At 71.7% G+C, this 25129-nt stretch carries 18 protein-coding genes; 12 read left to right on the top strand and 6 right to left on the bottom strand.

What is annotated here, in order from left to right; translation table 11 throughout:
- Positions 1 to 274 precede the first annotated feature (274 nt).
- Complete coding sequence (locus tag BFN33_RS11265; protein ID WP_256122720.1) at positions 275 to 1444, bottom strand: DSD1 family PLP-dependent enzyme; 1170 nt, start codon at positions 1442 to 1444, stop codon at positions 275 to 277.
- Positions 1445 to 1520: 76 nt separating this feature from the next.
- A complete protein-coding gene (locus BFN33_RS11260) occupies positions 1521 to 2183 on the bottom strand; it encodes a transcriptional regulator (RefSeq protein WP_088245305.1) in 663 nt (220 codons plus the stop codon).
- Between the two features lie 168 nt (positions 2184 to 2351).
- On the opposite strand from BFN33_RS11260, the gene BFN33_RS11255 reads away from it, so the two are divergent.
- From BFN33_RS11255 to BFN33_RS11240, 4 genes are all read left to right on the top strand, one after another.
- Positions 2352 to 5345, top strand: a complete 2994-nt coding sequence (locus BFN33_RS11255) for a SpoIIE family protein phosphatase (protein ID WP_069759810.1) — start codon at positions 2352 to 2354, stop codon at positions 5343 to 5345.
- 662 nt (positions 5346 to 6007) lie between these two features.
- The gene (locus tag BFN33_RS11250) at positions 6008 to 8800 is read left to right on the top strand and encodes a SpoIIE family protein phosphatase/ATP-binding protein (RefSeq protein WP_079140761.1); all 2793 of its coding nucleotides are present in this window, start codon (positions 6008 to 6010) and stop codon (positions 8798 to 8800) included.
- Positions 8801 to 8933: 133 nt separating this feature from the next.
- Positions 8934 to 10298, top strand: coding sequence for an FAD-dependent oxidoreductase (locus BFN33_RS11245; protein WP_069759809.1), 1365 nt, complete (start codon positions 8934 to 8936; stop codon positions 10296 to 10298).
- A gap of 97 nt (positions 10299 to 10395) precedes the next feature.
- On the top strand, positions 10396 to 11553 hold the full coding sequence (locus BFN33_RS11240) for an FAD-dependent monooxygenase (RefSeq protein WP_069759808.1): 1158 nt from the start codon (positions 10396 to 10398) through the stop codon (positions 11551 to 11553).
- 36 nt (positions 11554 to 11589) lie between these two features.
- Here the strand turns inward: BFN33_RS11240 and BFN33_RS11235 are convergent, their stop codons facing one another.
- Entirely contained in the window at positions 11590 to 12567 is a 978-nt protein-coding gene (locus BFN33_RS11235) for an ABC transporter substrate-binding protein (RefSeq protein WP_069759807.1), read from the bottom strand.
- Positions 12568 to 12723: 156 nt separating this feature from the next.
- Between BFN33_RS11235 and BFN33_RS11230 the strand changes: the two genes are divergently transcribed.
- Positions 12724 to 14109, top strand: coding sequence for a S9 family peptidase (locus BFN33_RS11230; protein ID WP_069759806.1), 1386 nt, complete (start codon positions 12724 to 12726; stop codon positions 14107 to 14109).
- A 10-nt stretch (positions 14110 to 14119) separates the two neighbouring features.
- Here the strand turns inward: BFN33_RS11230 and BFN33_RS11225 are convergent, their stop codons facing one another.
- Positions 14120 to 15028, bottom strand: a complete 909-nt coding sequence (locus BFN33_RS11225; RefSeq protein WP_069759805.1) for a peptidoglycan-binding protein — start codon at positions 15026 to 15028, stop codon at positions 14120 to 14122.
- A gap of 285 nt (positions 15029 to 15313) precedes the next feature.
- Between BFN33_RS11225 and BFN33_RS11220 the strand changes: the two genes are divergently transcribed.
- The 3 genes from BFN33_RS11220 (at position 15314) to BFN33_RS11210 (ending at position 18776) form a co-directional block, all read left to right on the top strand.
- Positions 15314 to 16654, top strand: coding sequence for a jacalin-like lectin (locus tag BFN33_RS11220; RefSeq protein WP_069759804.1), 1341 nt, complete (start codon positions 15314 to 15316; stop codon positions 16652 to 16654).
- 166 nt (positions 16655 to 16820) lie between these two features.
- Positions 16821 to 18197, top strand: a complete 1377-nt coding sequence (locus tag BFN33_RS11215) for a glycoside hydrolase family 43 protein (RefSeq protein WP_069759803.1) — start codon at positions 16821 to 16823, stop codon at positions 18195 to 18197.
- 84 nt (positions 18198 to 18281) lie between these two features.
- Entirely contained in the window at positions 18282 to 18776 is a 495-nt protein-coding gene (locus BFN33_RS11210) for a lamin tail domain-containing protein (protein ID WP_069759802.1), read from the top strand.
- Here BFN33_RS11210 and BFN33_RS11205 read toward each other — a convergent pair.
- Positions 18760 to 19113 carry a hypothetical protein gene (locus tag BFN33_RS11205; RefSeq protein ID WP_256122719.1) on the bottom strand — a complete coding sequence of 118 codons (354 nt, stop codon included), beginning with the start codon at positions 19111 to 19113 and terminating at the stop codon, positions 18760 to 18762. The two genes, BFN33_RS11210 and BFN33_RS11205, sit on opposite strands and share 17 nt — an antisense overlap.
- Positions 19114 to 19492: 379 nt before the next feature.
- On the opposite strand from BFN33_RS11205, the gene BFN33_RS11200 reads away from it, so the two are divergent.
- Complete coding sequence (locus BFN33_RS11200; protein WP_069759801.1) at positions 19493 to 20605, top strand: hypothetical protein; 1113 nt, start codon at positions 19493 to 19495, stop codon at positions 20603 to 20605.
- Between the two features lie 9 nt (positions 20606 to 20614).
- Here the strand turns inward: BFN33_RS11200 and BFN33_RS11195 are convergent, their stop codons facing one another.
- A complete protein-coding gene (locus BFN33_RS11195; RefSeq protein WP_069759800.1) occupies positions 20615 to 21274 on the bottom strand; it encodes a maleylpyruvate isomerase N-terminal domain-containing protein in 660 nt (219 codons plus the stop codon).
- A gap of 110 nt (positions 21275 to 21384) precedes the next feature.
- Between BFN33_RS11195 and BFN33_RS11190 the strand changes: the two genes are divergently transcribed.
- The 3 genes from BFN33_RS11190 to BFN33_RS11180 are packed head-to-tail and all read left to right on the top strand — an operon-like array spanning position 21385 to position 25049.
- Positions 21385 to 21924 carry a (2Fe-2S)-binding protein gene (locus BFN33_RS11190; RefSeq protein WP_069759799.1) on the top strand — a complete coding sequence of 180 codons (540 nt, stop codon included), beginning with the start codon at positions 21385 to 21387 and terminating at the stop codon, positions 21922 to 21924.
- Positions 21921 to 22913: a xanthine dehydrogenase family protein subunit M gene (locus BFN33_RS11185; RefSeq protein WP_069759798.1), complete on the top strand. Its 993-nt coding sequence runs from the start codon at positions 21921 to 21923 to the stop codon at positions 22911 to 22913. The genes BFN33_RS11190 and BFN33_RS11185 overlap by 4 nt, the downstream gene beginning before the upstream one ends.
- A gap of 9 nt (positions 22914 to 22922) precedes the next feature.
- Positions 22923 to 25049: a xanthine dehydrogenase family protein molybdopterin-binding subunit gene (locus BFN33_RS11180; RefSeq protein ID WP_069759797.1), complete on the top strand. Its 2127-nt coding sequence runs from the start codon at positions 22923 to 22925 to the stop codon at positions 25047 to 25049.
- Positions 25050 to 25129 lie beyond the last annotated feature (80 nt).

The raw sequence follows: 25129 nt of genomic DNA, 5'->3' as shown, positions 1-25129 counted from the left end.
AATCTACACAAGGGTGATTCCCCACCCACGCCGCACTTTACGCCTGCGCATCGGAGCAAGTCCGATTACCGCCCTCGGCGTGTCGCCATGGCGGGCACGCTGGACGAAAGGCCAGGGTGGCCGCCGGGCCGGCGCACCCGCTGACTCCAACCGCCCTCGTCGCAGGCAGCTTTGGCCGATCGCTTCCCCAAATACCTTGCGAGATCCCCGCAATTGACGGAGATGGCGGCGGCGACGGGCGCGGCGCGCTCCGCCACCTCGGCCTGCCGGCGGATCACCACCCGCTGACACGGCCCCAGAAGGCCTGGACGACCGGCGCACCCGCCGTCGGCCGCGACCCGTTGACGACGTGGTAGCCGTGGTGTTGGGCCGCTGTGGCGCAGGCGTGGTTGGGCAGGATGCGCAGACGGGTGCCGATGGGCAGATCGGGCAGGTGGGTGCCGTCGCGGACGGTGAGGGTGCCGTGTTCCTGGCTGGCGGCCGTCATGACCAGGTCCTGGACGAGGTTCCCGTCGAGGTCGGTGACCAGACCGTACCCCTGGTCCTGCGCCTGGGCGGCGGTGCCGCGGTCGCGGGACATGGCCATCCAGCCGCCGTCGGTGAGGATCCACCCGAACTCGGGGCGGTGACCGATGACGGTGACGACGACCGACAGGGCGAGGTCCTCGATGCGGCAGACACCGAGGCCGGCCATCACCAGGTCGAAGAACACATAGTTGCCCGCCCGCAGTTCGGTGACGCCGGTGAGGTCCTCGGCGGCATGGGCGGTGGGGGTCGAACCGACGCTGACGGCGGACACGGGCAGGCCCGCCGCGCGCAACCGCTCGGCCGCGGCGACGGCACTGTCGCGTTCGTTCCTCGCGGCCAGGCGCTGTTCCTCGGCCGTACGGGCGAAGTAGGACTCGCCGGCGTGGGTCAACACCCCGTCCAGGCAGCCCGCTTCGTGCAGAATGCGGCCGATCTCGGGGAGCCCGGGAGCATCGGGCCGAAGGCCGCCGCGGTGGCCGTCGCAGTCGATCTCGATCTGGGCGGGGACGACAAGTCCGGCCCGGCGCGAGGCCTCGGCGACGAACTCCGCCTGCTCCGCGCTGTCCAGCAGGACGCGCAGGGTGACACCGCGTCGCAACAGGGCCACGACACGCGGGAGTTTGTGGGGGTCGATGCCGACGGCGTAGGTGATGTCGGTGTAACCGCCGTCGGCGAACGCCTCCGCCTCCGCCAGGGTGGACACGGTGACCGGGCAGGGGCTGTCGCCTTCGTGGAGGAGGGCGGCGACATCGAGGCTCTTGGCCGTCTTCACATGGGGCCGCAGGCCCACACCGAGCCGGTCGGCCCTGGCCGCCAGCCGTTCCACGTTGCGCCTGGCCTTGTGGACGTCGACGACGGCGAACGGAGTGTCGGGGTCGGACAGAGTGGGCGTGGTGGCGCTCGCGGGGGTCCTCACGTGGCCCTCAGGACTCACGGGGCTCACAGGGTCCTCGTCGACGGGTTCGGTTCGGCGGCGGTCATGTGGGCGTCCTTCACTTGCTGTAGTTGTAGACGGTCGCCCGGGACACCCCGAGCAGATCCGCGATGGTCTGCGCGGCGTCCCGCGAGTCGAAGTACCCGTCCTGGTACAGCTGCCGTACGAGTGCCTTCTTGTCCTGTCTGCTCAGCGACCGGGGCGTGGCGGCGCGCTCCGCGGCCAACTCCTCCACCGTCTGCCGCAGTTCGCGGGTGTTGCGGTCCCGCAGGGTCTCCAGAGGCTGCTCGCGGTGCTCGGTCTCCGTGGCGACCAGGTTGGACAGGGCGAGCGTGACCGGCGACAGCACGGAGACGTCCAGATTCAGGCACAGGGCCGCGATGTACTCACCCGCGGCGTTCTTGAGACCGATGGACGTGCTCTTCACGGGGCGACCGTCGGGGAACCGGTTCGGATAGTTCTGCAGGACACTCGGGTACTCGGGGTCGGCGATGCGCGCCAGTCCCAGCTCGGTCGCGGAGTCCCCGACCCGACGGCCGGAGAGGTTGTTCTCGATCGTCCGGATCGCATGGCGCGGATCCCGCAGATCGTGCAGCACCACCTCGCACAGCCCCGGAAACATCCGGCCGAGCGCGACGGCGATCTTCTCGGCCTCACCGATGAGGTGCTCGTCCGCACCGTCGACGACGTCTTTCACCACCGGCGCTCCGCCCTCGAACATGAATAGACAGAATTTCGACATCTGGATATTCAGCCTAAGAGGTCGTTCTGTGGTTGTCCAGCAGGGTGAGCGAGGTGTACATATGGGCCGCCCGGGTGCGGGCCGGTGTCCTTGTGGCGCATTCTTGCTGTGTCGCCCGCGGGACGGCGCACGGACGAGGTAGGGCCGATGACTGGGAGCGTCGAGGACGCAGACCCGACGGCCGGGCGGTTGACGGCGCTGCTGATCGACGCTTCGACGGAGGCGGTCAGTGCGGCCGGCGGCCACGCCGGAGGGGTCTATCTGCGCTCCCGCACGCCCGGACTGCTGCGGCTCGCCGTCCTGTCGGGGCTGCCCGGACCGCTGTTCCGTCCCTGGTGGCGGCTGCACTCCGACCGCCCCTTCCCCGTCGCCGACGCCTACCGGCTCGGGGTCCAGGTGGTCCTGCCGAACGCCACCGAGACCATGCGCCGCTACCCGCAGTTCGCCGCGGGACTGCCGTTCCAGTTCGGCTCGCTCTATGTGCCCGTCGTCGGCGGTTCCACGACCTACGGTGTGCTGACCGTGCTGCGCCCGGCCGTCAGCGACGCCGCCGAGGTGCTGTCCGAGTACGACCGTGTGGTGCGCCTCGCCCAGGAACTGGGCGCGGCGCTGCGGGGCCTGGAGGACGCGAACCCGGACCAGGTCGCCTGGGACGGCGAGCCCGTCTGTCTGCGGCCGCCGACCGCCTCCACGTCCTTGGGACGCGCCGGGCGTTTCGCCTGGGACCCCGAGACGGCCGACATCACCCTGGACGAGGACCTGCACACCCTGCTGGGCGTGCCGCCCAGTGAGTTCCCTGGCACCGTCGAGGCGTTCGCCGAGGCCGTGGCCCCCAGCGACGCGCATCGCATTCTGGCCACCCTGCGGGACACCGCCGTCGGACGCCCTCCCGCTCTGCCCCTCTATCTGCGGGACGAGGACGGTGCCCTGCGCCTGCTGGATCTGTGGAACGCCTACGAGCCGCCCGCCGACCCCGCGGTCCGGGGCGTCGTCGTGGCCCCGGGTCCCGGCCCCACGGCGGACTCGGCGGCCGACCTGCTGCCCGACGGCGTGTTCTGCGTGGACCGGCTGGGCCTGGTCGTCTACGCCAATCCGCGCGCCGCCCAGCTCCTCGGCCGTCCCCGCGCCGAACTGGTCGGCCGCGACCTGTGGGAGGCCGTGCCCTGGCTGGCCCGCCCCGACTTCGAGGACCACCTGCGGGCGGCACTGCTCACCCCGGACCCGGTCCACTTCCATCTCGTACGCCCGTCCGCACAGGGCTCCGAGACACGGCCGACTGCTCAGGACACCGGGTCACCACGGTCGGCTCGGGACGCCGGGTCGCCACCGTCGGTTCGGGACGCCGGGCCACCGCCGTCCGTCCAGGACACTGGGTCGCCACCGTCCGCTCCGGACGCGGGGCCACCGCCGTCGAGCCGGGACGCCGGGTCACTGTCCGCCCGGGACACCGGACCACCGCGCTCCGCCCAGGACGCCGGATCACCGCTGTTCGCTCGGGACGCCTGGCCACCACAGTCCGCCCGGGACACCGGGCCACCGCCGTCCTCACGGAACAGCGGGTCACCGCTGTCCACTCAGGACGCCGGGTCACCGCGGTCGGCTCGAGACACCGCGTCACCACCGTCAGCTCGGGACGCCGGGCCACCGCCGTCGGACCAGGGCGCCGGGTCCGCGCTGTCCGCCCAGGACGCCGGATCACCGCGGTCCGAGCGGGACACCGGGCCGCCGTCGCCCCAGGACGCCGAGTCCGCGCAGCAGCCGTACGAAGGCGACTGGCTCGCGCTGTCCGTGCATCCCGGTCCGGACCGGCTGACCTGCACGGTCCGTCCCGCGAGCCGGGTGGAGGACAGCCCCGAGGGGCGGGAGAACGCCGAGTTGTCCGAGACGGGCATGAGCGCGCTCGCGCCGCTGTACCGTCCGATCGCGCTGGCCATCGCCCTGACCGAGGCGGTCACCGCCCGGCAGGTGTCCGCCGTCGTGATGCGGGAGCTGCTGCCCGCGTTCGGCGGCCGTCGGCTCGCGATCTACCTCCTCCAGGAACGGCACCTCTACCTGGAATGGGAGACCGGCTTCCCCAAGGGCTTCCTCGCGCCCTTCGACGGGGTTGACCTGGGCACCCACCTGCCCGGCGTGGAGACCCTCACCACCGGTCGTCCGCTGTTCTTCGACTCGATGGAGCAGCTGACGGCCGCCTACCCCGGTATCGCCCTGGACGCGACCGAGGGTGCCCGGGCCTTCCTGCCGCTGATCGCCTCCGGGCGGGCGGTCGGCTCGTGCATCCTCGGTTTCGACCGGCCGCGCGGCTTCAGCACCGAGGAGCGCACGGTGCTCACCGCGCTGGCCGGACTCATCGCCCACGCCATGGAGAAGGCACAGCGCTACGAGTCGGAGGCCGCGCTCGCCCGAGGCCTGCAGCAGGCGCTCCTCCCCCGCCGCCTCTCGGCACATCCGCAACTGGAGACCGCCGGACGCTATCTGCCGGGTACCGCGGGGATGGAGGTCGGCGGGGACTGGTACGACGTCGTCGAGTCCGGTGACGGCCTGGCCCTGGTCATCGGGGACGTGCAGGGGCACGGCGTGCAGGCCGCGGCCACCATGGGCCAACTGCGCAGCGCGGTCAGGGCGTTCGCGCTCGGCGACCGCCCGCCGGACGAGGTCCTGAGCAGCACCAACCACCTCCTGATCGACCTCGATCCCGGCCTGTTCGCCAGCTGCTGCTACATCCGGCTCGACCCCGCCACCGGGCTGGCCAGGGCCGCCCGCGCCGGCCATCCCCCGCCCCTGCTGCGCAGCCCCGACGGCCGCACCCGGGTCCTGGACCTGCCCGGCGGGGTCGTCCTCGGCGTGGCCCCGAGGGCCCGCTATCCGGTGACCGAGCTCCGGATGGAGCCCGACGCGATCCTGGCGCTCTACACGGACGGGCTGGTCGAACGGCCCGGCACCGACATCGACGAGGGGATCACGGCGCTGCGGGTGGCCCTCTCGAAGGCCGGAGCTCCGGCGGCCCGGCCGGGCGGGCGGTCCCTGGCAGGTGTGGCGGACCGGCTCACGGCGACCGCTCGCCACGCCCAGGACCGCCCGGACGACATCGCCCTACTGCTCGCCACCCGGCGCACGGCACCCCCGCCCGGGCCGCACTGAGAAGAGTCCGTCGCCGACCCGTCACACCACGTGCCCCCCGCCTCCTTGCGCCGGAGCAACGCGACAGCAAGGACCAGCCGCCACACCCAGAACCGCCCGGACGACATCGCCCAGCACCACCGCCCGCCCCGCACTGAGAAGAGACCGTCGCCGACCCGTCACACCACGTGCCCCCCGCCTCCCCGGACGCGACAGCAACGACCGCCGCCACGCCCAGAACGCCCCAACGACAGCGCGATCCTCCTCGCCACCCGGCGCACAGCACCCCCACCCGGGCCGCACTGAGAAGAGACCGTCGCTCACCCCTCACACCACGTGCCCCCCGCCTCCCCGGCCGCGACAGCAACGCCCGCCCGCCCCACCCAGGACCCCCCGAACGACAGCGCGCTCCTCCTCGCCACCCAGCGCACAGCACCCCCACCCGGGCCGCACTGAGACGAGACCGTCGCTCACCCCTCACACCACGTGACCCCCCGCCTCCCTGGAGGCGACAGCAACGCCCGCCCGCCCCACCCAGGACTACCCGGACGACATCGCGCGCCTCCTCGCCACCCGGCGCACCGCACCCCCGCCCGCGACGCACTGAGGAGGGTCTGTGGCTGTTCTGTCACACCATGTGACGCCCCTCGCCTCGCGGGGCGCGGCAGTGTAGACATGGGCACATGGTCCGACTCCCGGGCCGTTCCGGGGGCGGGCCGGCCCGTCGCCCCGGCGGCCCCCGCGCGCCCCAGACGCCCGACCCCGCTCACACACAGCACGAGGGCCCGCTGAGGGGTAGTTCGCCCACGCGGGTGGAGCGTGACGGAGCCCGGACACGACGGCGGCCGGGAGCCCTGCGGGCGGTGGTCGGCGGTCGCAGTGTGGCGGGACAGGTGTTCGTCCTGCAGGTCGTGATCGTCCTGCTGCTGGTCGTGGCCGCGGTGGTGGCTCTGGTGCTCCAGGTGCGGCACGACAGCACCATCGAGGCCCGCAACCGTTCCGTCGCCGTGGCCGAGGCCTTCGCCAACGCTCCGGGCACCGTGGAGGCACTCAGCTCCCCCGACCCGTCGGCGGTGCTCCAGCCGCGCGCCGAGGCGGCCCGCCGGGCGACCGACGTGGACTTCATCGTCGTCATGAACACCGACGGCATCCGCTACACGCACCCCAAGCCGGACCGCATCGGGAAGAAGTTCGTCGGGAACATCGCCCCCGCTCTGGCCGGGAAGGTCGTGACCGAGGACATCACGGGAACCATCGGACCGCTCGTGCAAGCCGTCGTCCCGGTCAAGGCGGACAACGGGAAGGTCGTCGGCCTGGTGTCGGCCGGCATCACCACGGCGAAGGTGGGCGGCACCGCGAACCAGCAGCTGCCGCTGCTCCTGATGGCCGCCGCCGTGGGACTCGCCCTCGCCACCGGCGGCACCGCGCTGGTCAGCAGACGGCTGCTGCGCCAGACGCACGGTCTGGGTCCGCACGAGATGACCCGCATGTACGAGCATCACGACGCGGTCCTGCACGCCGTACGGGAGGGCGTGCTGATCGTCGGCGGCGAGGGGCGGCTGCTGCTCGCCAACGACGAGGCCCACCGGCTGCTCGACCTGCCCGCCGACGCCGAGGGCCGGCACGTCCTCGACCTCGCCCTCCCGGCCGACACCGCCGGGCTGCTGGCCTCCGGGCGGGTCGCCACCGACGAGGTGCACCGGGTCAAGGACCGGCTCCTCGCGGTCAACCAGCGGCCCACCGACATCCAGGGCGGCCCCCCGGGCAGCGTCGCCACCCTGCGCGACTCGACCGAGCTGCGCGCCCTGTCCGGGCGCGCCGAGGCGGCCCGCGAGCGCCTCGACATGCTGTACGACGCCACGGTGGGCATCGGGACGAGCCTGGACGTCACCCGCACCGCCGAGGAACTGGCGGAGCTCTCCGTGCCGCGGTTCGCGGACTTCGCCACCGTCGACCTGTTCGACGCGGTGCTCAGCGGCGGCCAGCCGGAGGCGGCGACCACCCTGCGCCGCACCGCGCTCAGCGGGATCCGTGAGGACGCCCCGCTGTACAAGGTCGGCGAGCGGATCCCGCTGGTCGACTCCGCGCCCCAGGCCCGCGGCATCGGCAGCGGCCGGGCCGTCCTGGAGCCTCGTCTCGCCGAGGCCACCGGGTGGCGCGCGCAGGACCTGGAGCGCTCCGCGCAGGTCATCGAGTACGGCATCCACTCGCTGATCGCCGTCCCCCTGCGGGTCGGCGACCTCGTCCTGGGCACCGTCAGCTTCTGGCGCTCGGACAAGCCCCAGCCCTTCGACGCAGACGAGGTCGCCCTCGCCGAGGAGCTCGTCACCCGGGCCGCGGTCTCCATCGACAACGCCCGCCGCTACACCCGTGAGCACACCATGGCGGTGACGCTCCAGCGCAGTCTGCTGCCGCGCCGGCTGCCCGAGCAGGACGCCCTGGACATCGCCTACAAGTACCTGCCGGCGCAGGCCGGGGTGGGCGGCGACTGGTTCGACGTACTGCCGCTGTCCGGTGCGCGGGTCGCGCTCGTGGTCGGCGACGTCGTGGGGCACGGACTGCACGCCGCGGCCACCATGGGGCGGCTGCGCACGGCGGTGCACAACTTCTCCGCGCTCGACCTGCCCCCCGACGAACTGCTCGCCCTCCTCGACGAGTTGGTCGCCCGGATCGACCAGGACGAGGCGGAGGAGAGCGGCAACTCCCCCGTCACCGGCGCGACCTGCCTGTACGCCGTCTACGACCCGGTCTCACGGCTGTGCACGATCGCCCGGGCCGGGCATCCGCCGCCCGCCCTCATCCACCCCGACGGCAGCGTCGAATACCCCGACGTGCCCGCCGGCCCTCCGCTCGGCCTCGGCGGCCTGCCGTTCGAGACGGCCGACCTGGAACTCGCCGAGGGCAGCCGTCTGGTGCTCTACACGGACGGGCTGGTGGAAGACCGCGAGCGCGACATCGACGTGGGCCTGGAACTGCTCCGCACAGCCTTGGAACAGGCGGGCCCCTCGCCCGAGGACACCTGCCGGGCGGTGCTGGACGCGCGGCCGCCGACCCGCGCCACCGACGACATCGCGCTGATCGTGGCCCGCACCCGGGCGCTCCCCGCCGACCGGATCGCCGAGTGGCAGGTCCCGGCCGACCCGGCGGCCGTCTCGGACGTCCGGGCGGCGGTGTCCCGGCAGCTCGCCCGCTGGGACCTGGACGAGCTCGCCTTCACCACGGAGCTGATCCTGAGCGAACTGGTCACCAACGCCATCCGCTACGGCGGCGACCCCATCCATGTGCGCGTGCTGCACGACCGCACCCTGATCTGCGAGGTCTTCGACAGCAGCAGCACCTCACCGCATCTGCGGTACGCGGCGATGACCGACGAGGGCGGCCGCGGCCTGTTCCTCGTCGCCCAGCTCAGCGACCGCTGGGGCACCCGGTACACCCCGGAGGGCAAGGTCATCTGGGCCGAACAGCCACTGCCATGACCCGCTTTGACGGCCTTCGCCACTCATAAGGTGATCTTATGAGTCCATAGACCGGACCCGCGTACCGACTTAGGCTTGCCTTAGCTTAGGCTTCCCTCGAGTTGATCTGTCACCGCTCGAAGGGAACCTGATCATGCCCCGCCCCCTGCGGGTAGCCATCGTCGGAGCCGGCCCCGCCGGGATCTACGCCGCCGACGCGCTGCTCAAGTCGGATGTGGCCACCGCACCCGGTGTCTCCATCGACCTCTTCGAGCGGATGCCGGCCCCGTTCGGACTGATCCGTTACGGCGTGGCTCCGGACCACCCCCGGATCAAGGGCATCATCACGGCCCTGCACCAGGTGCTCGACAAGCCGCAGATCCGCCTCTTCGGCAACGTCGACTACCCGACGGACATCAGCCTGGACGACCTGCGCGCGTTCTACGACGCCGTGATCTTCTCCACGGGCGCGACCGCCGACCGCGAGCTGCGCATACCGGGCGTCGAGCTCGACGGCTCGTACGGCGCCGCCGACTTCGTGTCCTGGTACGACGGCCACCCGGACGTGCCGCGCACCTGGCCCCTGGAGGCCGAGAAGGTCGCCGTCCTCGGCGTCGGCAACGTCGCGCTCGACGTGGCGCGCATCCTGGCCAAAACGGCGGACGAACTGCTGCCGACCGAGATCCCGCCGAACGTCCACGAGGGCCTCAAGGCCAACAAGGCGCTGGAGGTCCACGTCTTCGGCCGCCGCGGCCCGGCGCAGGCGAAGTTCTCCCCGATGGAACTGCGCGAGCTGGACCACTCCCCCAACATCGAGGTCATCGTCGACCCCGAGGACATCGACTACGACGAGGGCTCGATCGAGACCCGGCGCGGCAACAAGCAGGCCGACATGGTCGCCAAGACCCTGGAGAACTGGGCGATCCGCGATGTCGGCGACCGTCCGCACAAACTGTTCCTGCACTTCTTCGAGTCGCCCACCGAGATCCTCGGTGCGGACGGCAAGGTCGTCGCCCTGCGCACCGAGCGCACCGCCCTCGACGGCACCGGCAACGTCAAGGGCACCGGCGAGTTCAAGGACTGGGACGTCACCGCGGTCTACCGCGCGGTCGGCTACCTCTCCGACAAGCTGCCCAAGCTGCCCTGGGACATCGACTCGGGCACGGTCCCGGACGAGGGCGGCCGGGTCATGCAGGAGAGCGGCGAGCACCTGCAGTCGACGTACGTCACCGGCTGGATCCGGCGCGGCCCGGTGGGCCTGATCGGCCACACCAAGGGCGACGCCAACGAGACGGTGTCGAACCTCCTGGACGACTTCGCGAACGACCGTCTGCAGAAGCCGGGTTCGCCCGAGCCGGAGGCCGTGGACGCGTTCCTCGGTGAGCGTGGCATCCGCTTCACCACCTGGGAGGGCTGGTACCGGCTGGACGCCGCCGAGAAGGCGCTGGGCGAGCCGCAGGGCCGCGCGCGCGTGAAGCTCGTCGAGCGCGAGGACATGCTCCGCGAGAGCGGCGCCTGACCGACACGGGGACGGCGGCGGAACCCTCGCCGTCGTCCCGTCGTTCCTTCCGTGTCCGTACGACCGTGCGGGCTGAGGCAGGACGAACGGGGCGGGTGTGGCACGCGTACTGGTCATCGGTGGCGGCATCGCCGGTACGGCGGCGGCTCTGGCGCTGCACAAGGCGGGCTTCGAGGCCGCCGTGCACGAGGCCCATCCGGACTCGGCCGAGGACATCGGCGCGTTCCTCACCCTGGCGAGCAACGGCATGCGCGCCCTGGCCCAGTTGGACGCCTCCGCGGCGGTGACGGCGGTCGGCTTCCCGCTGACCTCACTGCGGGTCATGGACGAGACAGGCGCCGAGTTGGCGCACGCGCCCATGGGCGAGGCCTCCGACCCGCTTCTGCGCTACCGGTGTCTGCGCCGCGGCGAACTCAACACCGCGCTCCAGGCCGAGGCCGCGCGGCGGGGCATCACCGTCCGGCACGGCGCACGGCTCACCTCCGTCGAGGACGGCCCCGACGGCGTCACCGCGCACTTCGCCGACGGCACCGCCGCGACCGGCGACCTGCTGATCGGCGCCGACGGCCTGAACTCCGCCGTACGACAGTCGATCTCGCCCGGGACACAGCCGTTCTACGCCGGCCAGTACGTTTTCTACGGCTACACACGCGCCGCCTCTCCCGCCGGCCCGGACGCGTGCATCACCATGGTCCGTGGCAGCGGGGCCGCCTTCGGCTACGCGGTGTCACCCGACGGGGAGACGTACTGGTTCGCCCGGGTGACCGGAGACCCGCTGCCCGCCGAGGAGTTGGCGCAGGGCACGCCCGCACACTGGCGCGACATGCTGTTGCCGTTGCTGCGCAAGGACCCCACCCCGGCCGCCGACCTCGTCGCGGCCACCGGCGACGACCTCATGGTCACGCATGCCACCGAGATCCCCACCGGCACGCCGTGGCGCTCCGGGCGGACCCTGCTCATCGGCGACGCCGCCCACGCGGCCTCCCCCGCGACCGGCCAGGGCGCCTCGATGGCTCTGGAGGACGCCGTGGTGCTCGCCAAGTCCCTGCGGGACGCACCGTATCCGGATGCCGCATTCGCCCTCTACGAGACGCTCCGCCGCCCGCGCGTGGAGCACAACATCACCGTCAGCGGCAACATCTCCCGGGGCACCCACACCCCCTCGGCCGCCACCCGCCCCTCCGACGAGGACCTCGTCCGGCACCTGAAGTGGGGCGGGGACCTCTGGACCGAGCGGCAGGTGAAGAAGGGCTAGCGAGGGGCAGCGGGCGGCACCCCAGGGCCTGATCCCTCAGGAGAACAGGGCCTGGATGTCCGGCTTCTTGTCGCCGAAGATGCCGTCCTTCTCACCGAGTTCGGCGAGCTTCTCCAGTGAGGCCGTGTCGACCTGGGGCGGCCAGCTCGGGAGGACGAGCCCGGTCAGCACGTCGCCGCTGATCTTGGTGTAGACGGTGAGGATCTGCCGGGCCTCGTCCGGGTGACCGGAGGCGTACTTCAGCGACTCCGTCATGGCCTCGGTGAACTTCTTCACCAGCTCGGGGTTCTGCTGCGCGATCTTCGTCGAGGTGAACCAGGTCGCGACTGTTAGCTTCGGGTCGGTCTCGGCGAAGGGCGAGGCGATGACCCGGGCGCCCTGCGCCTTGGCGACCGTCTGGGCCGGCTCGCCCATCCACGCGGCGTCCACCCGACCGCCGTCCAGCGCGGCCGGCATCTGGTCGAAGGGGATCTCGACGAACTTCACCTTCGCCGGGTCGCCGCCGTCCTCGCGCACCGACTCGCGGACCGTGGTGTCCCCGATGTTCTGGAGGGTGTTCACGGCGACGGAGCGTCCGGCCAGGTCCTTCGCGGACTTCACCGGGCTGTCCTTCTTCACCAGGACACCGGTGACGTCGGCCCCCACCTTGCCGTTGGAAGCGGCCCCGTTGACCACGGACTTCACGGGGACGCCCTTGGTCTGCGCGAGCATCAAGGACGTGGTGTTGCTGAAGCCGAACTGGAACTGGCCGCTCACCACTCCCGGAATGATCGCTGCACCGCCCTGCGCGGTCACCATCCTCAGCTCGATCCCGCGACTGGCGAAGAACCCCTTCTTCTGCCCGAGATAGAGCGGCGCCACGTCGACGATGGGGATGACACCGACCGTGACCTGCGTCTTCTTCGCTCCGCCCGCGGACGAGGTGCCGCCGCTCCCGGAGTCCGAGGATCCGCATCCGGCGGCACCCGCGAGGGTCACCACCGCAACGGCAAGTCCGAGCACACGCCTTTGCACGGGGCCCTCCTGACGAGGCGCCAGAACGCCTCACGACGCGCCCACTGATGTTGTGCACATCATTGACGCCCGCAATGTACACGCCTACTTTCGCCGGTGTCAGTCCCCCCGACCGCAGCAAAATACGGACTGCCCCCAAGGAGCCCACGTCTCGTGATGCACCGCATCCGCACCCGTACGCTCGTCACCGTCGCGGCACTGCTGCTCGCCGCTCCCCTCACCCCAACTGCCCACGCCGCGCAGGACGTCCATGCCGAGGGCCGGCTGCCGTCCGGTGCGACCTACCTCATGGATGTACCGGCCGGCTGGAACGGCACGGTCCTCCTCTACAGCCACGGCTACACCCCGCCCGGCGTCCCCAACCCGGCACGCAACGCGCCCGACGACACCACCAAGTCCCTGCTCCTGCAGCAGGGGTACGCGCTCATCGGGTCCTCGTACGCCACCACCGGCTGGGCCGTGACCGAGGCCGTGCCCGACCAGCTCGCCACCCTGGACACCTTCACCGCCCGCTTCGGACGCGCCGGGCGCACCATCGCCTGGGGCACGTCCTACGGCGGCTTTGTCACGACCGCCCTCGCGGAGCGCCACGCGAACCGTCTCACCGGGTCGCTGTCGATGTGCGGCCTTGTCCAGGGCGGCGTCGCCAACTGGAACAGCACCCTGGACCCGGTCTTCGCACTGAAGACGCTCCTCGCGCCCGGCTCCGGGATCCGGCTGACCGGACTGCCGGGCCCGGCTGCCGCGGCCCAAGCGTCCGATGCCATGGCCGCCGTCCTCACCGAGGCGCAGCAGACCGCCGACGGCCGGGCCCGCATCGCGCTGGCCGCGGCCCTGCACAACATCCCCGGCTGGAACGACCCCGCACAGCCCCGGCCCGCGCCCACCGACTGGGAAGCCCAGCAGTCCGGCCAGTACCAGGCCGTAGTCGGGCTGGTGAAGTTCCCCGCCTTCGTCTGGCGCCAGGAGGCCGAGTCCCGGGCGGGCGGCAACATGTCGTGGAACACCGGGGTCGACTACCACGCGATGCTCCGCGACTCCCCCTACCTCAACGAGGTCAAGGAGCTGTACGCGAAGGCCGGTCTCTCCCTGAAGTCCGACCTCAACACCCTCGGCAAGGCCCCGCGCACCCGCGCCGCCGCGAAGGCCGTCGACTGGATGAGCCGTACCAGCTCCTTCACCGGCCGCCTCACCAAGCCCCAGCTCGACATCCACACCACTGGCGACGCGCTGATCCCGGTGCAGTCCGAGAGCGCCTACCGCCGGACCGCCACCGCTGCGGGCTCGGCAACCCTGCTGCGACAGCGCTATGTCGACAACGCGGGCCACTGTACTTTCAGCCCCGGCGAGCAGGTCGCCGCCCTGCACACTCTGGAGGACCGCATCGCGACCGGCCACTGGACAGGCAGCGATCCCGCCGCACTCAACTCACGTGCCACCCAAGCCGATCCGGGCTCTCCGGCCCGCTATGTCCCCTACTCCCCCGCCCGTTACCCCCGCCCCTACGACCGGACGCACGCTTCCGACGGCCGCCGGAGCTAGCTCCGAGCGGTCACGGCTCCGAGGTCTCGGACTCGAGTGCAGTGCGCGTCGCCTTGCCGTACACGCCGGACTCGTCCTGAAGGACGAAGCGGCTGACCTGGTAGCTGCGCACCGCACTCTGGACCTGCTGGTCGAAGTCGCCGTCGGCTTCCCCGCCGTACATGCCGACCTGCCGGAGGCGAAGCTGGAGTTCGACGACCTCGGGCCCCTGGTCGCCGAGGCGGAGCACCGGGGGCCGGCCGCTCGACGCCGTCGGGCCCGGGGCCACCGTGGCGGTGGCGACCGCGCTCGACGGGGTCCCGGTCGGGGTGGCGGTGCCCGTCGGGGACGCGCTGCCGCCGGCCTCCTCCGCGCTCGGCGAGGAGGAGGGCGGCCGGGACGACTGTGCCGAGGTGGCGGTAGGAGAAGAGGCGGTGACGGACGGGCCGCTCGACGACGGCTGCGGCTCCGGTACACCCGCGCGCACGCCGCCGGCCACGGAACCATCCCGTGACGGGCCGTCGTAGGTGAAGAACCCACCGACGAAGCCACCCGTGACCAGGACGGCGGCGGCCGCTCCCGCCCCGGCGACGACGACCGTCCGCCGCCTCCGACGGTTCGGAGCGCTCTCGGCCGGGGGCTCCACGGGCGACTGCCGAAGAGGCTCCTGTTCCGCGTCCGTCCCGGCTGGGGTGACGTCACTCAATTCCCTTGTCAGGCCCGCCGGTTCCGGCTCGTCGGCCGGGTCCGCCGGTTCCTCGCCGACCTCCACGAAGGGTCGTATGCGCACCGGGTCGAAGTCCTCCGCGGCCGCCGCCTCGGCCGTACGGGACTCGAGGTGGGCCTCGGAGGCGCGGTGCGCGCAGGCGCAGGAGGGGGTGCCGTCCGCCGCCCGGGGCGCCCCGCACTCCGGGCAGACGAGAACTGGTGGTTCACTCACGCGCGTTCCCTCTCCGTACGATCTTCATATCGTAGACAGATATGCCGCGCGGAAATTCCACAACTCTTATCGATCTGGAGCCACGGCATCCGCAGGGCCGAGATTCAGCCACCGGGCGTGAAGGAGAGATGAACGGTGGCGGGCGCGGGGTCCCAACAGCCGGTCAGGTGCAGGGGACTTGGCGGCAAAGGCGCACACGAGACCGCGACAACATCGGGTAACCGGCGGTAACTTCTGTCCCGCTCGCTCCATTCACCCGCGCCACTCCGTCAGGAGACACTCCCCATGCGCAGACTCTTCGCCGCTCTGGCGGCGACCACCGCCGTCCTCGGCGGACTCACCGCGGCCGCCCCCTCCGCCACGGCCGCCGACTCGGGCAGCTTCAGCGTCCTCAGCTACAACGTCGCCGGCCTGCCAGAGGCCATCTCCAGCGCGTCGACACCCCGCGAGTCGAGCACGACGGCGATCGGCCAGCGCATAGCGCCCTACGACATCGTCCACGTGGAAGAGGACTTCAACTATCACGCCTACCTCTACGCGGGCGACACGAACCACGCCTACCGCACCCCCACGAGCGGCGGCGCCGGCATCGGCAGCGGCCTCAACACCCTCTCGAAGGTCCCGTACGACGGTGATGACTTCGAACGGGCGCACTGGAACTCCTGCCAGGTGGACTCGGGCGACTGTCTGACACCCAAGGGCTTCACCTTCATGCGCGAGCGCCTCGCCGAGGGCGTCTACGTCGACTTCTACAACCTGCACACCAACGCGGGCACCAACGACGGCGACCTCGCCTCCCGCGCCGACAACCTCAACCAGCTCACCGCCTTCATCCAGACCCACTCCGCCGGGAACGCGGTCGTGGTGATGGGCGACACCAACACCCGCTACACCCGCTCCGGCGACACCATCGCCGAGTTCGCCGCCGCCAACGGCCTCACCGACCCCTGGGTCCAGCTCGTCCGCGGCGGCACCCCGCCCGCCAAGGGCAGCGACGCCCTGGTCTGCGACCAGACGGGCCCCACCGTCCCCAACACCTGCGAGGTCGTCGACAAGGTCCTCTACCGCAGCAGCAGACTCGTCTCACTGAACGCCACCTCGTACAACAACGAGCACGCCAAGTTCCTCACGGACGCCGGGCTCATGCTCTCCGACCACGACCCGATCAGCGTCGGCTTCACCTGGTCACGCAGCGCCGCCTACCAGCTCAGCGACCAGTACGGCGGCCCGCACGGCGACTACTACAACGACATCAACAGCGTTCCCGCCGGCGCCCGCGCCACCACCCTCGCCCTGCGGGCCGGCTCCCGCATCGACCAGATGAGCCTCACCCTGTCCAACGGCACCACCCTCGCCCACGGCGGGACCGGCGGCACCGCGTCCTCCCTCACGCTCGGCAGCGGCGAGTACGTGACCACGGCGAACCTGTGCCAGGCCGAGAAGGACGGCCACACACGGATCTTCTACGCCAAGTTCACCACCAACCTCGGGCGCAGCCTGACCGGCGGCACCACCACCTCCGACTGCGTCACCCGCACCGCGCCGGCCGGCTGGCAGATCGCCGGGTTCCACGGCCGTGGCGGCGACGAGGTCGACAAGATCGGCTTCATCTACACCCAGCGCTGACCCCACCCGCCCGGGGCGCTCCGGCGCCCCGGGCGCACAGGAATCACAAAAGAGTGACAGGACGATTGACGCGCTCATGGCGAGGCCCTACCTTCTGATCGATTTACCGAACTCCGTTCGAAATACCGGTCATTGAGGTGCCCCGCACGCCACCTTGGAGAGCAAGATGAGCGCAAACCCCCACCTGTCCCGCCGCGGCCTCCTGGGCATGACGGCCGCCGTGCCGCTCGCCCTGACGCTCGGCGCGGGCACCGCGCAGGCCGCAGACTCGGCGTACGCGATGGTGTACTTCACCGAGTCGACCAACCTCGGCGACGGCACCGACTACGGCCTGCACCTGGCCGTCAGCCCCGACGGGCTGAACTGGACGCCGCTCAACCAGAACAACCCCCTGGTCACCCCCACCGCCGGCGCCCTGGGCCTGCGCGACCCGTTCCTCATGCGCAAGCAGGACGGCACGTTCGTCGTACTCGCCACCGACCTCAAGGGCACCGACTGGAACTACAACAGCCAGTACATCCACGTCTGGGACTCCGTCGACCTGCGCACCTTCACGGGCTACCGGCGTCTGAAGCTGCACGACATGACGACCCACAGCTGGGCGCCCGAGGCGTTCTGGGACGCGGGGCGCGGCCAGTACGCGGTCATCTACTCCTCGGTCAACTCCAGCGGCCACAACGTGATCATGGTCAACTACACCAGCGACTTCGTCACCGCCTCGGCCCCGCAGGTGTTCTTCGACCCCGGCTACGACGTCATCGACGGCGACATGGCCGTGGGTGTGAACGGCTACAACTACCTCTTCTTCAAGAAGAGCCAGACCCTGGTGAGCGCCCGGTCCACCACTCTGAACCCGGGCAGCTTCACCGAGTACAGCGCGGGCGTGGCGCACGGCGGCACCGAAGCCCCCACTGTGGTCAAGTCCCTCAGCTCCGGCACGTGGTGGCTGTGGGGCGACACCTACACGCCCAACGGCGTCTTCTACGCCTGGCAGGCCGGCAGCCTCGCCTCCGGCACGTGGACCGCCCTCGACCAGAAGACCTACACCCAGCCGGTCAACTCCAAGCACTGCGGCATCGCGACGATCACCACGGCCGAGTACAACAACCTGCTGGCGAAGTGGGGCGCCCCGGCCTGGAACCGGCTCAAGTCCTACAACTACCCGGCCCGTTACGTCCGCCACTCCGACTACGCGGGCCGCATCGACGAGTACCCGGTCGAGCCGTACAAGGACTCCCTGTGGACCCTCGTCCCGGGCCTCGCCGACAGTTCCGGAGTCTCGTTCCGGTCGGTCAACTACCCCGACCGCTACCTGCGGCACTACAACTACGCGCTCCAACTCGACGTCAACGACGGCACGTCGACGTTCGCCGGTGACGCGACCTTCTACCGTACGGCGGGCCTCGCGGACGCGAGCTGGGCGTCCTTCCGCTCGTACAACAACCCGACCCGCTACATCCGCCACTCCAACTACGTCCTGCGCATCGATCCCGTCTCCACGACCACGGAAAAGCAGGACGCCACATTCCGAGTAGGTTACTGATTCAACCGAAAAGCCCCCTTGGTGCTCCGCGTTGTATACGCTCCAGGTCTTCTTCACGAGACCTTCACAGGGGGGGGCTTTTCCATGCGCAGAGGACACATAGCAGTGGTCGCGGCCGCAGGTGCGCTGACCATGCTGGCCGCGGTCCCGGCCCACGCCGCCGAGTACTCGTCGGCGCTGAAGATCAAGGGCGTCCAGTACGACGCCCCCGGCCGGGACTCCAACAGCTGCACCACCGGCAACACCGACGAGGAGTACCTGACGATCAAGAACTACTCGCGGACCGCGACGGTGAACCTCAAGGGCTACGTCGTCAGGGACTCCACCAGCACCAACAAGTTCACGTTCACGAAGAACCACACGCTCCAGCCCGGCGACTATGTGAAGCTGCGCGGCGGCCGCGGCACCGACTCCGACGCGCACAACGTCGTCTACCGCAACAACTGCAACTTCATCTGGAACAACGACAAGGACACGATCTACCTCTACAAGCCCTCGGGCGCGCACGCCGACACCCACGCGTACACCGCGAGCGCCAATGACCGGGACGGCAACGGGTACATCACGTACCACGGCTGAGCAGGTCGCGTCCGCTCACGACGGCCGGCTCGGCGGTCAGTGCGATCAGGGCCGCGGCCTGGGTCAGGGCCCCCACGCGCAGCGCGCCGGGCAGCACGTCGAGCCACGGGTGAACCGCGGTGATCCGGACCGCCGGGAGGAGTAGACCCAGTGCCGCGAGGGCGGCAGCCTCTTCGGCGGGGAGACGGGGGCCCCGCGCGCGGTACAGCAGCCAGGCGAAGGCCGTCACCAGGTAGCACGTGACGAGCGCCCAGACGGTGTCGACCCCGCCGGGCAGTGCCACCACGGAGCCGCCCGTCAGAGCGGCCCTGGAGGCCGAGGCGGAGCGGCCGGCCACCGGAGCCGGCGCCGCGGTGCACGATCAGTTCGTCGGCGGTGCGCCGGTCCGGTACGCCGTACAGCGTGCCGACGCGCATGTATTCGGCGAGCCGAAACGCACGATCGGGTGGGGGCGGCGAACAGGGCCCGCCCCAATGCGGATGGTGGGCGGGCCCTGTTCGGGAGGTCATTTTGGCGTGCGGAATCCCGTACCGGGCACGAGTGAAGCGCGGTCGCTCGGTGCGGAGCGTGTGCGCCCCGTGTGCGCGGGGCAGATCATGGGTCGGCGGGCACCGCACATCGGCCGTGTCCGCCCGCCGGACCCCGCCTGGTCGGTACGGGCCGGCGGCGACGATACTTGCCCCCGGCACGCACCACTCCTTCTCACAGATGGACCCATGTCAAGCACTCGCAAGGCAGACCCCACGGCACCTTCCACCGTCTGGCTGGCCCGCGGCCGCCATCTCGGATCCGACGCGGCCGACGTCCTGCGGCAGAACCTGGAGCGACTGAAGGAGCGCGCGACCCTCGACGACTTCCAGGAGCCGTCCGGGACCGGGGAGGACCCGGACCGCATCTTCGAGGCCCGCTGGCGGGTCGCCGACGAGGTGACCGTCCGGTCCCGGCTCTCGCTCGCCCCCGTGTCGAGCGGCGGACAGGAGTGGGTGCTGGCGGCCGAGGCGGAGCAGCCGTGGGATCTGCGTTGGCCGTCGCCCGCGACCATGTTCTGGCCCGACAGCGCGGACGTCTTCTGGGACCGTGACGCCGCCACGGGGCTGCGCCTGAGGGACCTGAGTGTGCTGCCCGAGGAGGACAAGGACGTACGGCGACTGTTGCGGCAGGCCGTGCGGAGCAGCTGGGCCGTGCATGTCGTCGTCCACGAGGCCATGACCACCGACCAGCGCGGCCGCCGCCCGCTGGCGGACATGGTGCCGCCCGGTCTGCGCCACCGCGTGGTCGAGCACCGGGCGGAGCCGCACCAGCTGCGGGTCCTCAACTGGGCCGTGAAGGACTTCGGCGTGGAGGTGCCGCGCGGCGGTGCCGTGGTCCTGCCCGGGACGCCGGTGCCGCCCGGCTACGACGGCCAGGACTTCTCCGTACGCAGCGTGTTCCTCGACGGCTCGGAGCCCACCGAGCTCATCGCGACCGTGACGCGCTACGCCATGATGCCCAAGCCGCTGCCGGACGGCGCCGCGGCGGCCGTGACCTCCCTGCGGGAGCAGTGGCAGCTGCTGACGCTGGAGGAGGAACTCGCACGGGAGCGCGCGCTCGTGACGATGTACGCCGATGCGCTGGAGGCCATGACGAAGTCCCGGGACCTGTACCGGGAGGCCGCCGAGCGGGCGAACGAGGCGCTGGCCATATACCGCGAGAACGCCCCGGCACCGGAGTCCCGTGCGGATCCGGAGGCCACCTCGCCGTTGCAGCAGCTGTCCCGGACGTTCGGGCGCTGGAAGGGCACCTTGAAGCCCGCGGCCCGCGACGAGGACTCGGACCAGCAGACCAGCTGAAGAGGCAGATCAGCTGAACAGCGGGAAGCGGTCCGCGTCGGCTCCGAGGGCGCGGCGTTCGGCGTCCGTGAGCGGCGTGCGTCCGGTGGCGGCGCGGGCGTAGTGCTCGTCACTCCAGTCGAGCGGCACGGGCCGGCCGAGGAGACCGTCGAGGGTGGCGCGCACCGCGGCCAGGCCCGCCGTGGACGGTCCGGCGGCCCCCGGCAGGTCGGTCACGAGGTCGAGGTGGTGGACGGTGGCCTCGACGGCGAGGGTGAGCATGAGGTCCCCGGCCGTCAGCACATGGCCCTGGGTGGCGACCCGCAGTTCCGGCCGGGCGTCGGCGGCGGCGTTCACGGCGGCCGCGGTGGTCTCCAGGTACAGGTCGCGCAGCTGGCGGAAGTCGAGGAACATGCTGGCGCTCACCCGGTTGAAGCGCCGTCCGTTCGCCGCGCCGGCGGGGTCCGGCGCCCAGTCCCACCAGTAGGTCACGGCGTCCCGGTCGGGCGGTCCGGCCGCGGGCGTGTGCAGGGCGACCAGGGCCCGCTGGACGTCCCCGGCACAGTGGAAGACCAGGTCGCGCACCGCCCAGCCCGCGCAGCCGGTGGGCCGCCAGGACTCCTCGTCCCCGAGGGGGCGTACGACGACGGCGAAGGCCTCGTAGGCGGCGCGCAAGACGTCTGCGTTCATGGCGCCAGCCTAAGCGGGCTCATTTCCCGGGTGGCGGGAGGTGTCGGAGGGCCCGCTGTGGATACGCGGTGGGGACCGTACCTCGGCCCGTCCGAAAGGTCACCGTCATCATGAGCGGCGAGAACAGCGACCACGCCACCTGCTCGGAGACGACACTCACGGTCAACGGCAAACCCCACACCCTCCTCGTGGACCACCGGCGCGTCCTGCTCGACGTCCTGCGCGAGGATCTGGATCTGTGGGGTGCCAGGAAGGGCTGCGACCACGGACAGTGCGGCGCCTGCACGGTCCTGGTGGACGGGCGCCGGGTCAACAGCTGTCTGCTGCTCGCGGTCTCCCTGGACGGCAGCGAGGTCCGGACCGTCGAGGGCCTCGGCGGCGACGGGGAGGAGCTGCATCCCCTGCAACAGGCCTTCCTCGACCGCGATGCCTTCCAGTGCGGTTACTGCACCCCTGGCCAGCTCTGCTCGGCGCTCGGCATGCTCGACGAGGCCGCGGCGGGCCACCCCTCGCGCGTCACCGGCGAGACGCCGCCCGGCGGTCCCGTACCGCTGGACCGGAACGAGATCCGCGAGCGGCTCAGCGGCAACCTGTGCCGCTGCGGCGCCTATCCACGCATCGTCGACGCGGTCGAGGACGTGATCCGGTGAAGACCTTCGACTACGTACGGGCCACCAGCCCCGAAGAGGCGGCGGATCTCTTCGCCGCCCGCCCCGGCGCCCGCTACCTCGGCGGCGGCACCAACCTGGTCGACCTGATGAAGCTCGGCGTCGAACGGCCCGACCTGCTCGTCGACATCAGCCGCCTGGCCCTGGACGAGGTCCAGGAGCTCCCGGACGGCTCGGTCCGCGTCGGCGCCACGGTCCGCAACAGCGACCTGGCGGCCCATCCGGCCGTCCGCGACCGCTACCCGGCTCTCTCCCAGGCCCTGCTCGCGGGCGCCTCGGGGCAGCTACGCAATGCGGCCACCACGGGCGGCAACCTGCTCCAGCGCACCCGCTGCCCCTACTTCCAGGACGTCTCCAAACCCTGCAACAAGCGGTCGCCGGGCAGTGGTTGCGGCGCCCGTGAGGGCGTGCACCGGGACCACGCGGTACTCGGGCACTCCCCGCACTGCATCGCCACCCACCCCTCGGACATGGCCGTCGCGCTCGCCGCGCTGGACGCCCGCGTCGAGTTGTACGGCACCGAGGGCGCCCGGAGCGTGCCCGTAGCCGACTTCCACCGCCTGCCGGGAGCACATCCCGAGCGGGACACCGAGATACTCCCCGGCGAACTCATCACCGGCGTGCTGCTGCCGGCGGCACCGGCCGGACTGCCGTCAGCCTATCGCAAGGCCAGGGACCGGGCGTCGTACGCCTTCGCCCTCGCCTCGGTGGCCGCCGTGCTGCGGGTGACGGACGGGGTGGTCGACCATGCCGGGATCGCCTTCGGCGCGCTGGCGCACCGGCCGTGGCGGGCACGGCAGGCCGAGCAGGCGCTGGTGGGCGCCGCGCCCACGGCGGCCGCGTTCGAGCACGCGGTCGACCTGGAGCTCTCCGCCGCCGAGCCGTTGCGGGACAACGCCTACAAGCTGCCCCTGGCGCGCTCGCTCGCCCTGGACGTCCTGACCCGGCTCACCGCGGCCGCCAGGATCTGAGGAGGACGCATGGACGTCTCTGTGCAAACCGCCGCCACCGCCCTTGGTGCTCCCGTCGAGCGCCGCGAGGGCCGGGAGAAGGTCACCGGAACCGCCCGCTACGCCGCCGAACAGCCCCGTCCGGGCCGCGCGCACGCCTGGCCGGTGCCCGCCTCGATCGCCCGGGGCCGGGTCACCGGCATCGACACCGCGGCCGCTCTGGCCGTGCCGGGGGTCCTGGCGGTGCTGACCCACCAGAACGCGCCGAGGCTGTCCGAGCCGGAGGACGCCACGCTCGGCGTGCTGCGCGACTCCCGTGTCCCGCACCGCGGTTGGTTCGTCGCCCTGGTGGTGGGCGAGACCCTGGAGGCCGCCCGCGCCGGTGCCGGCGCCGTGCGCGTCGACTACGCCGTGGAGGACCACGACGTCACCCTCACCACCACGCACCCGGAGGCGTACGCCCCCGAGCAGGCCAACGGCGGATACCCGGGAAGCCGGGAACACGGCGATCCGGAGGGCGTGTTCGCGTCCACCGAGGTCCGGGTCGACGTCGACTACCGGGTGCCTCCGCTGCACAACCACCCGATGGAACCGCACGCCACGACGGCCGAGTGGCACGACGGCCGGCTCACGGTGCACACCTCCACCCAGGGCTCCACGGTCGTACGCGCCGTCCTGGCCGACCTGTTCGGCCTCCCGGAGGACCACGTCACCGTTCTCGCCGAGCACGTGGGCGGCGGTTTCGGATCCAAGGGCACACCCCGTCCGGACGTCGTGCTCGCCGCGATGGCGGCCCGGCACACCGGACGGCCGGTCACCCTGGCGCTCCACCGCCGCTACATGCCCGCCGCCGTCGGACACCGGGCCCCCACCCTGCACCGACTGCGCCTCGGAGCCCACCCCGACGGACGGCTCACCTCCCTGATCCACGAGGTCACCACCCACACCTCGCGGATCAAGGAGTTCGTGGAACAGGCCGCCGTGCCCGCACGCGTCATGTACGCCGCCCCCGACTCCCGTACGACGCACCGCGTGGCGCCGCTCGACGTGCCCACCCCGTCCTGGATGCGGGCCCCCGGAGAGGCTCCCGGCATGTACGCCCTGGAGTCGGCCATGGACGAACTGGCGACCGAACTCGGCATGGACCCGGTGGAGTTGAGGATCGTCAACGAGCCGGGCACCGAGCCCGACAGCGGCAAGCCCTTCAGCAGCAGGCACCTGATCGAGTGTCTGCGCGAGGGCGCCCGGCGCTTCGACTGGGCCGAGCGGGACCCACGGCCGCGCTCTCGCGCCGAGGGCCCGCTGCTGGTGGGGTCAGGGGTCGCCGCCGCCATGTATCCCGTTATGGTGCAGCCGTCCACGGCGGCGGCACGGGCGCTGCCCGACGGCACCTTCCTCGTACGGATCAACGCCACCGACATCGGCACGGGTGCCCGGACCGTGCTCACGCAGATCGCCGCGGACGCGCTCGCCGTACCGGTGGCGCGGGTGCGGACCGAGGTGGGCAGCAGCGACCTGCCCGCCGCGTCACTGGCCGGCGGCTCGTCGGGCACCGCCTCCTGGGGCTGGGCGGTGCACGAGGCGTGCGCCCGGCTCGCGGAGCGCCTGGCCGAAGGACCGCTGCCGGCCGACGGGATCGAGGTCCGTGCCGACACGGCCGGCCGGGCGGACGCCGACAGCCCCTTCGCCCGGCACGCCTTCGGCGCCCACTTCGCGGAGGTCACCGTCGACACGGTCACCGGCGAGACCCGGGTCCGAAGGCTCCTGGGGGTGTACGCCGCCGGGCACATCCTCAACTCCCGTACCGCCCGCTCCCAGTTCGTCGGCGGCATGACCATGGGGCTCGGCATGGCACTGACCGAGGGCAGCACACTGGACGCCGCGTTCGGAGACTTCGCCGAGTCCGATCTGGCCGCGTACCACGTGCCGACGCACGCCGACGTGCCCGACATCGAGGCGCACTGGATCGACGAGGACGACACCCGCCTCAACCCCATGGGCAGCAAGGGCATCGGCGAGATCGGCATCGTGGGGACGGCGGCCGCGATCGGCAACGCCGTCTTCCACGCCACCGGCGTGCGCCTGCGCGAGTTGCCCCTCACACCGGACCGCGTGCTGAGCGGCATCCGGGAGAGGGGCGGTTCCTCAGCGGGCTAGGCCCTGTCGTCACATTCCCGTCGTCCGCCCGGCGGAGGGCGGGCCACGCGGCGACGATGGGGGCCTTCCCACGCGAGCCC

The sequence above is a fragment of the Streptomyces sp. LUP47B genome (assembly GCF_001746295.1).
GTDB lineage: Bacteria > Actinomycetota > Actinomycetes > Streptomycetales > Streptomycetaceae > Streptomyces.
The sequence above is the reverse complement of the archived record's forward strand: the minus strand, read 5'-3'. Positions and strand labels throughout refer to the sequence as shown.

What these genes read in the sequence shown, in the direction of transcription:
- BFN33_RS11260 (WP_088245305.1), bottom strand. Translation starts at nt 2,183, where the DNA reads ATGTTCGAGGGCGGAGCGCCGGTGGTGAAAGACGTCGTCGACGGTGCG.
- BFN33_RS11255 (WP_069759810.1), top strand. Translation starts at nt 2,352, where the DNA reads ATGACTGGGAGCGTCGAGGACGCAGACCCGACGGCCGGGCGGTTGACG.
- BFN33_RS11250 (WP_079140761.1), top strand. Translation starts at nt 6,008, where the DNA reads ATGGTCCGACTCCCGGGCCGTTCCGGGGGCGGGCCGGCCCGTCGCCCC.
- BFN33_RS11245 (WP_069759809.1), top strand. Translation starts at nt 8,934, where the DNA reads ATGCCCCGCCCCCTGCGGGTAGCCATCGTCGGAGCCGGCCCCGCCGGG.
- BFN33_RS11230 (WP_069759806.1), top strand. Translation starts at nt 12,724, where the DNA reads ATGCACCGCATCCGCACCCGTACGCTCGTCACCGTCGCGGCACTGCTG.
- BFN33_RS11220 (WP_069759804.1), top strand. Translation starts at nt 15,314, where the DNA reads ATGCGCAGACTCTTCGCCGCTCTGGCGGCGACCACCGCCGTCCTCGGC.
- BFN33_RS11215 (WP_069759803.1), top strand. Translation starts at nt 16,821, where the DNA reads ATGAGCGCAAACCCCCACCTGTCCCGCCGCGGCCTCCTGGGCATGACG.
- BFN33_RS11210 (WP_069759802.1), top strand. Translation starts at nt 18,282, where the DNA reads ATGCGCAGAGGACACATAGCAGTGGTCGCGGCCGCAGGTGCGCTGACC.
- BFN33_RS11200 (WP_069759801.1), top strand. Translation starts at nt 19,493, where the DNA reads ATGTCAAGCACTCGCAAGGCAGACCCCACGGCACCTTCCACCGTCTGG.
- BFN33_RS11195 (WP_069759800.1), bottom strand. Translation starts at nt 21,274, where the DNA reads ATGAACGCAGACGTCTTGCGCGCCGCCTACGAGGCCTTCGCCGTCGTC.
- BFN33_RS11190 (WP_069759799.1), top strand. Translation starts at nt 21,385, where the DNA reads ATGAGCGGCGAGAACAGCGACCACGCCACCTGCTCGGAGACGACACTC.
- BFN33_RS11180 (WP_069759797.1), top strand. Translation starts at nt 22,923, where the DNA reads ATGGACGTCTCTGTGCAAACCGCCGCCACCGCCCTTGGTGCTCCCGTC.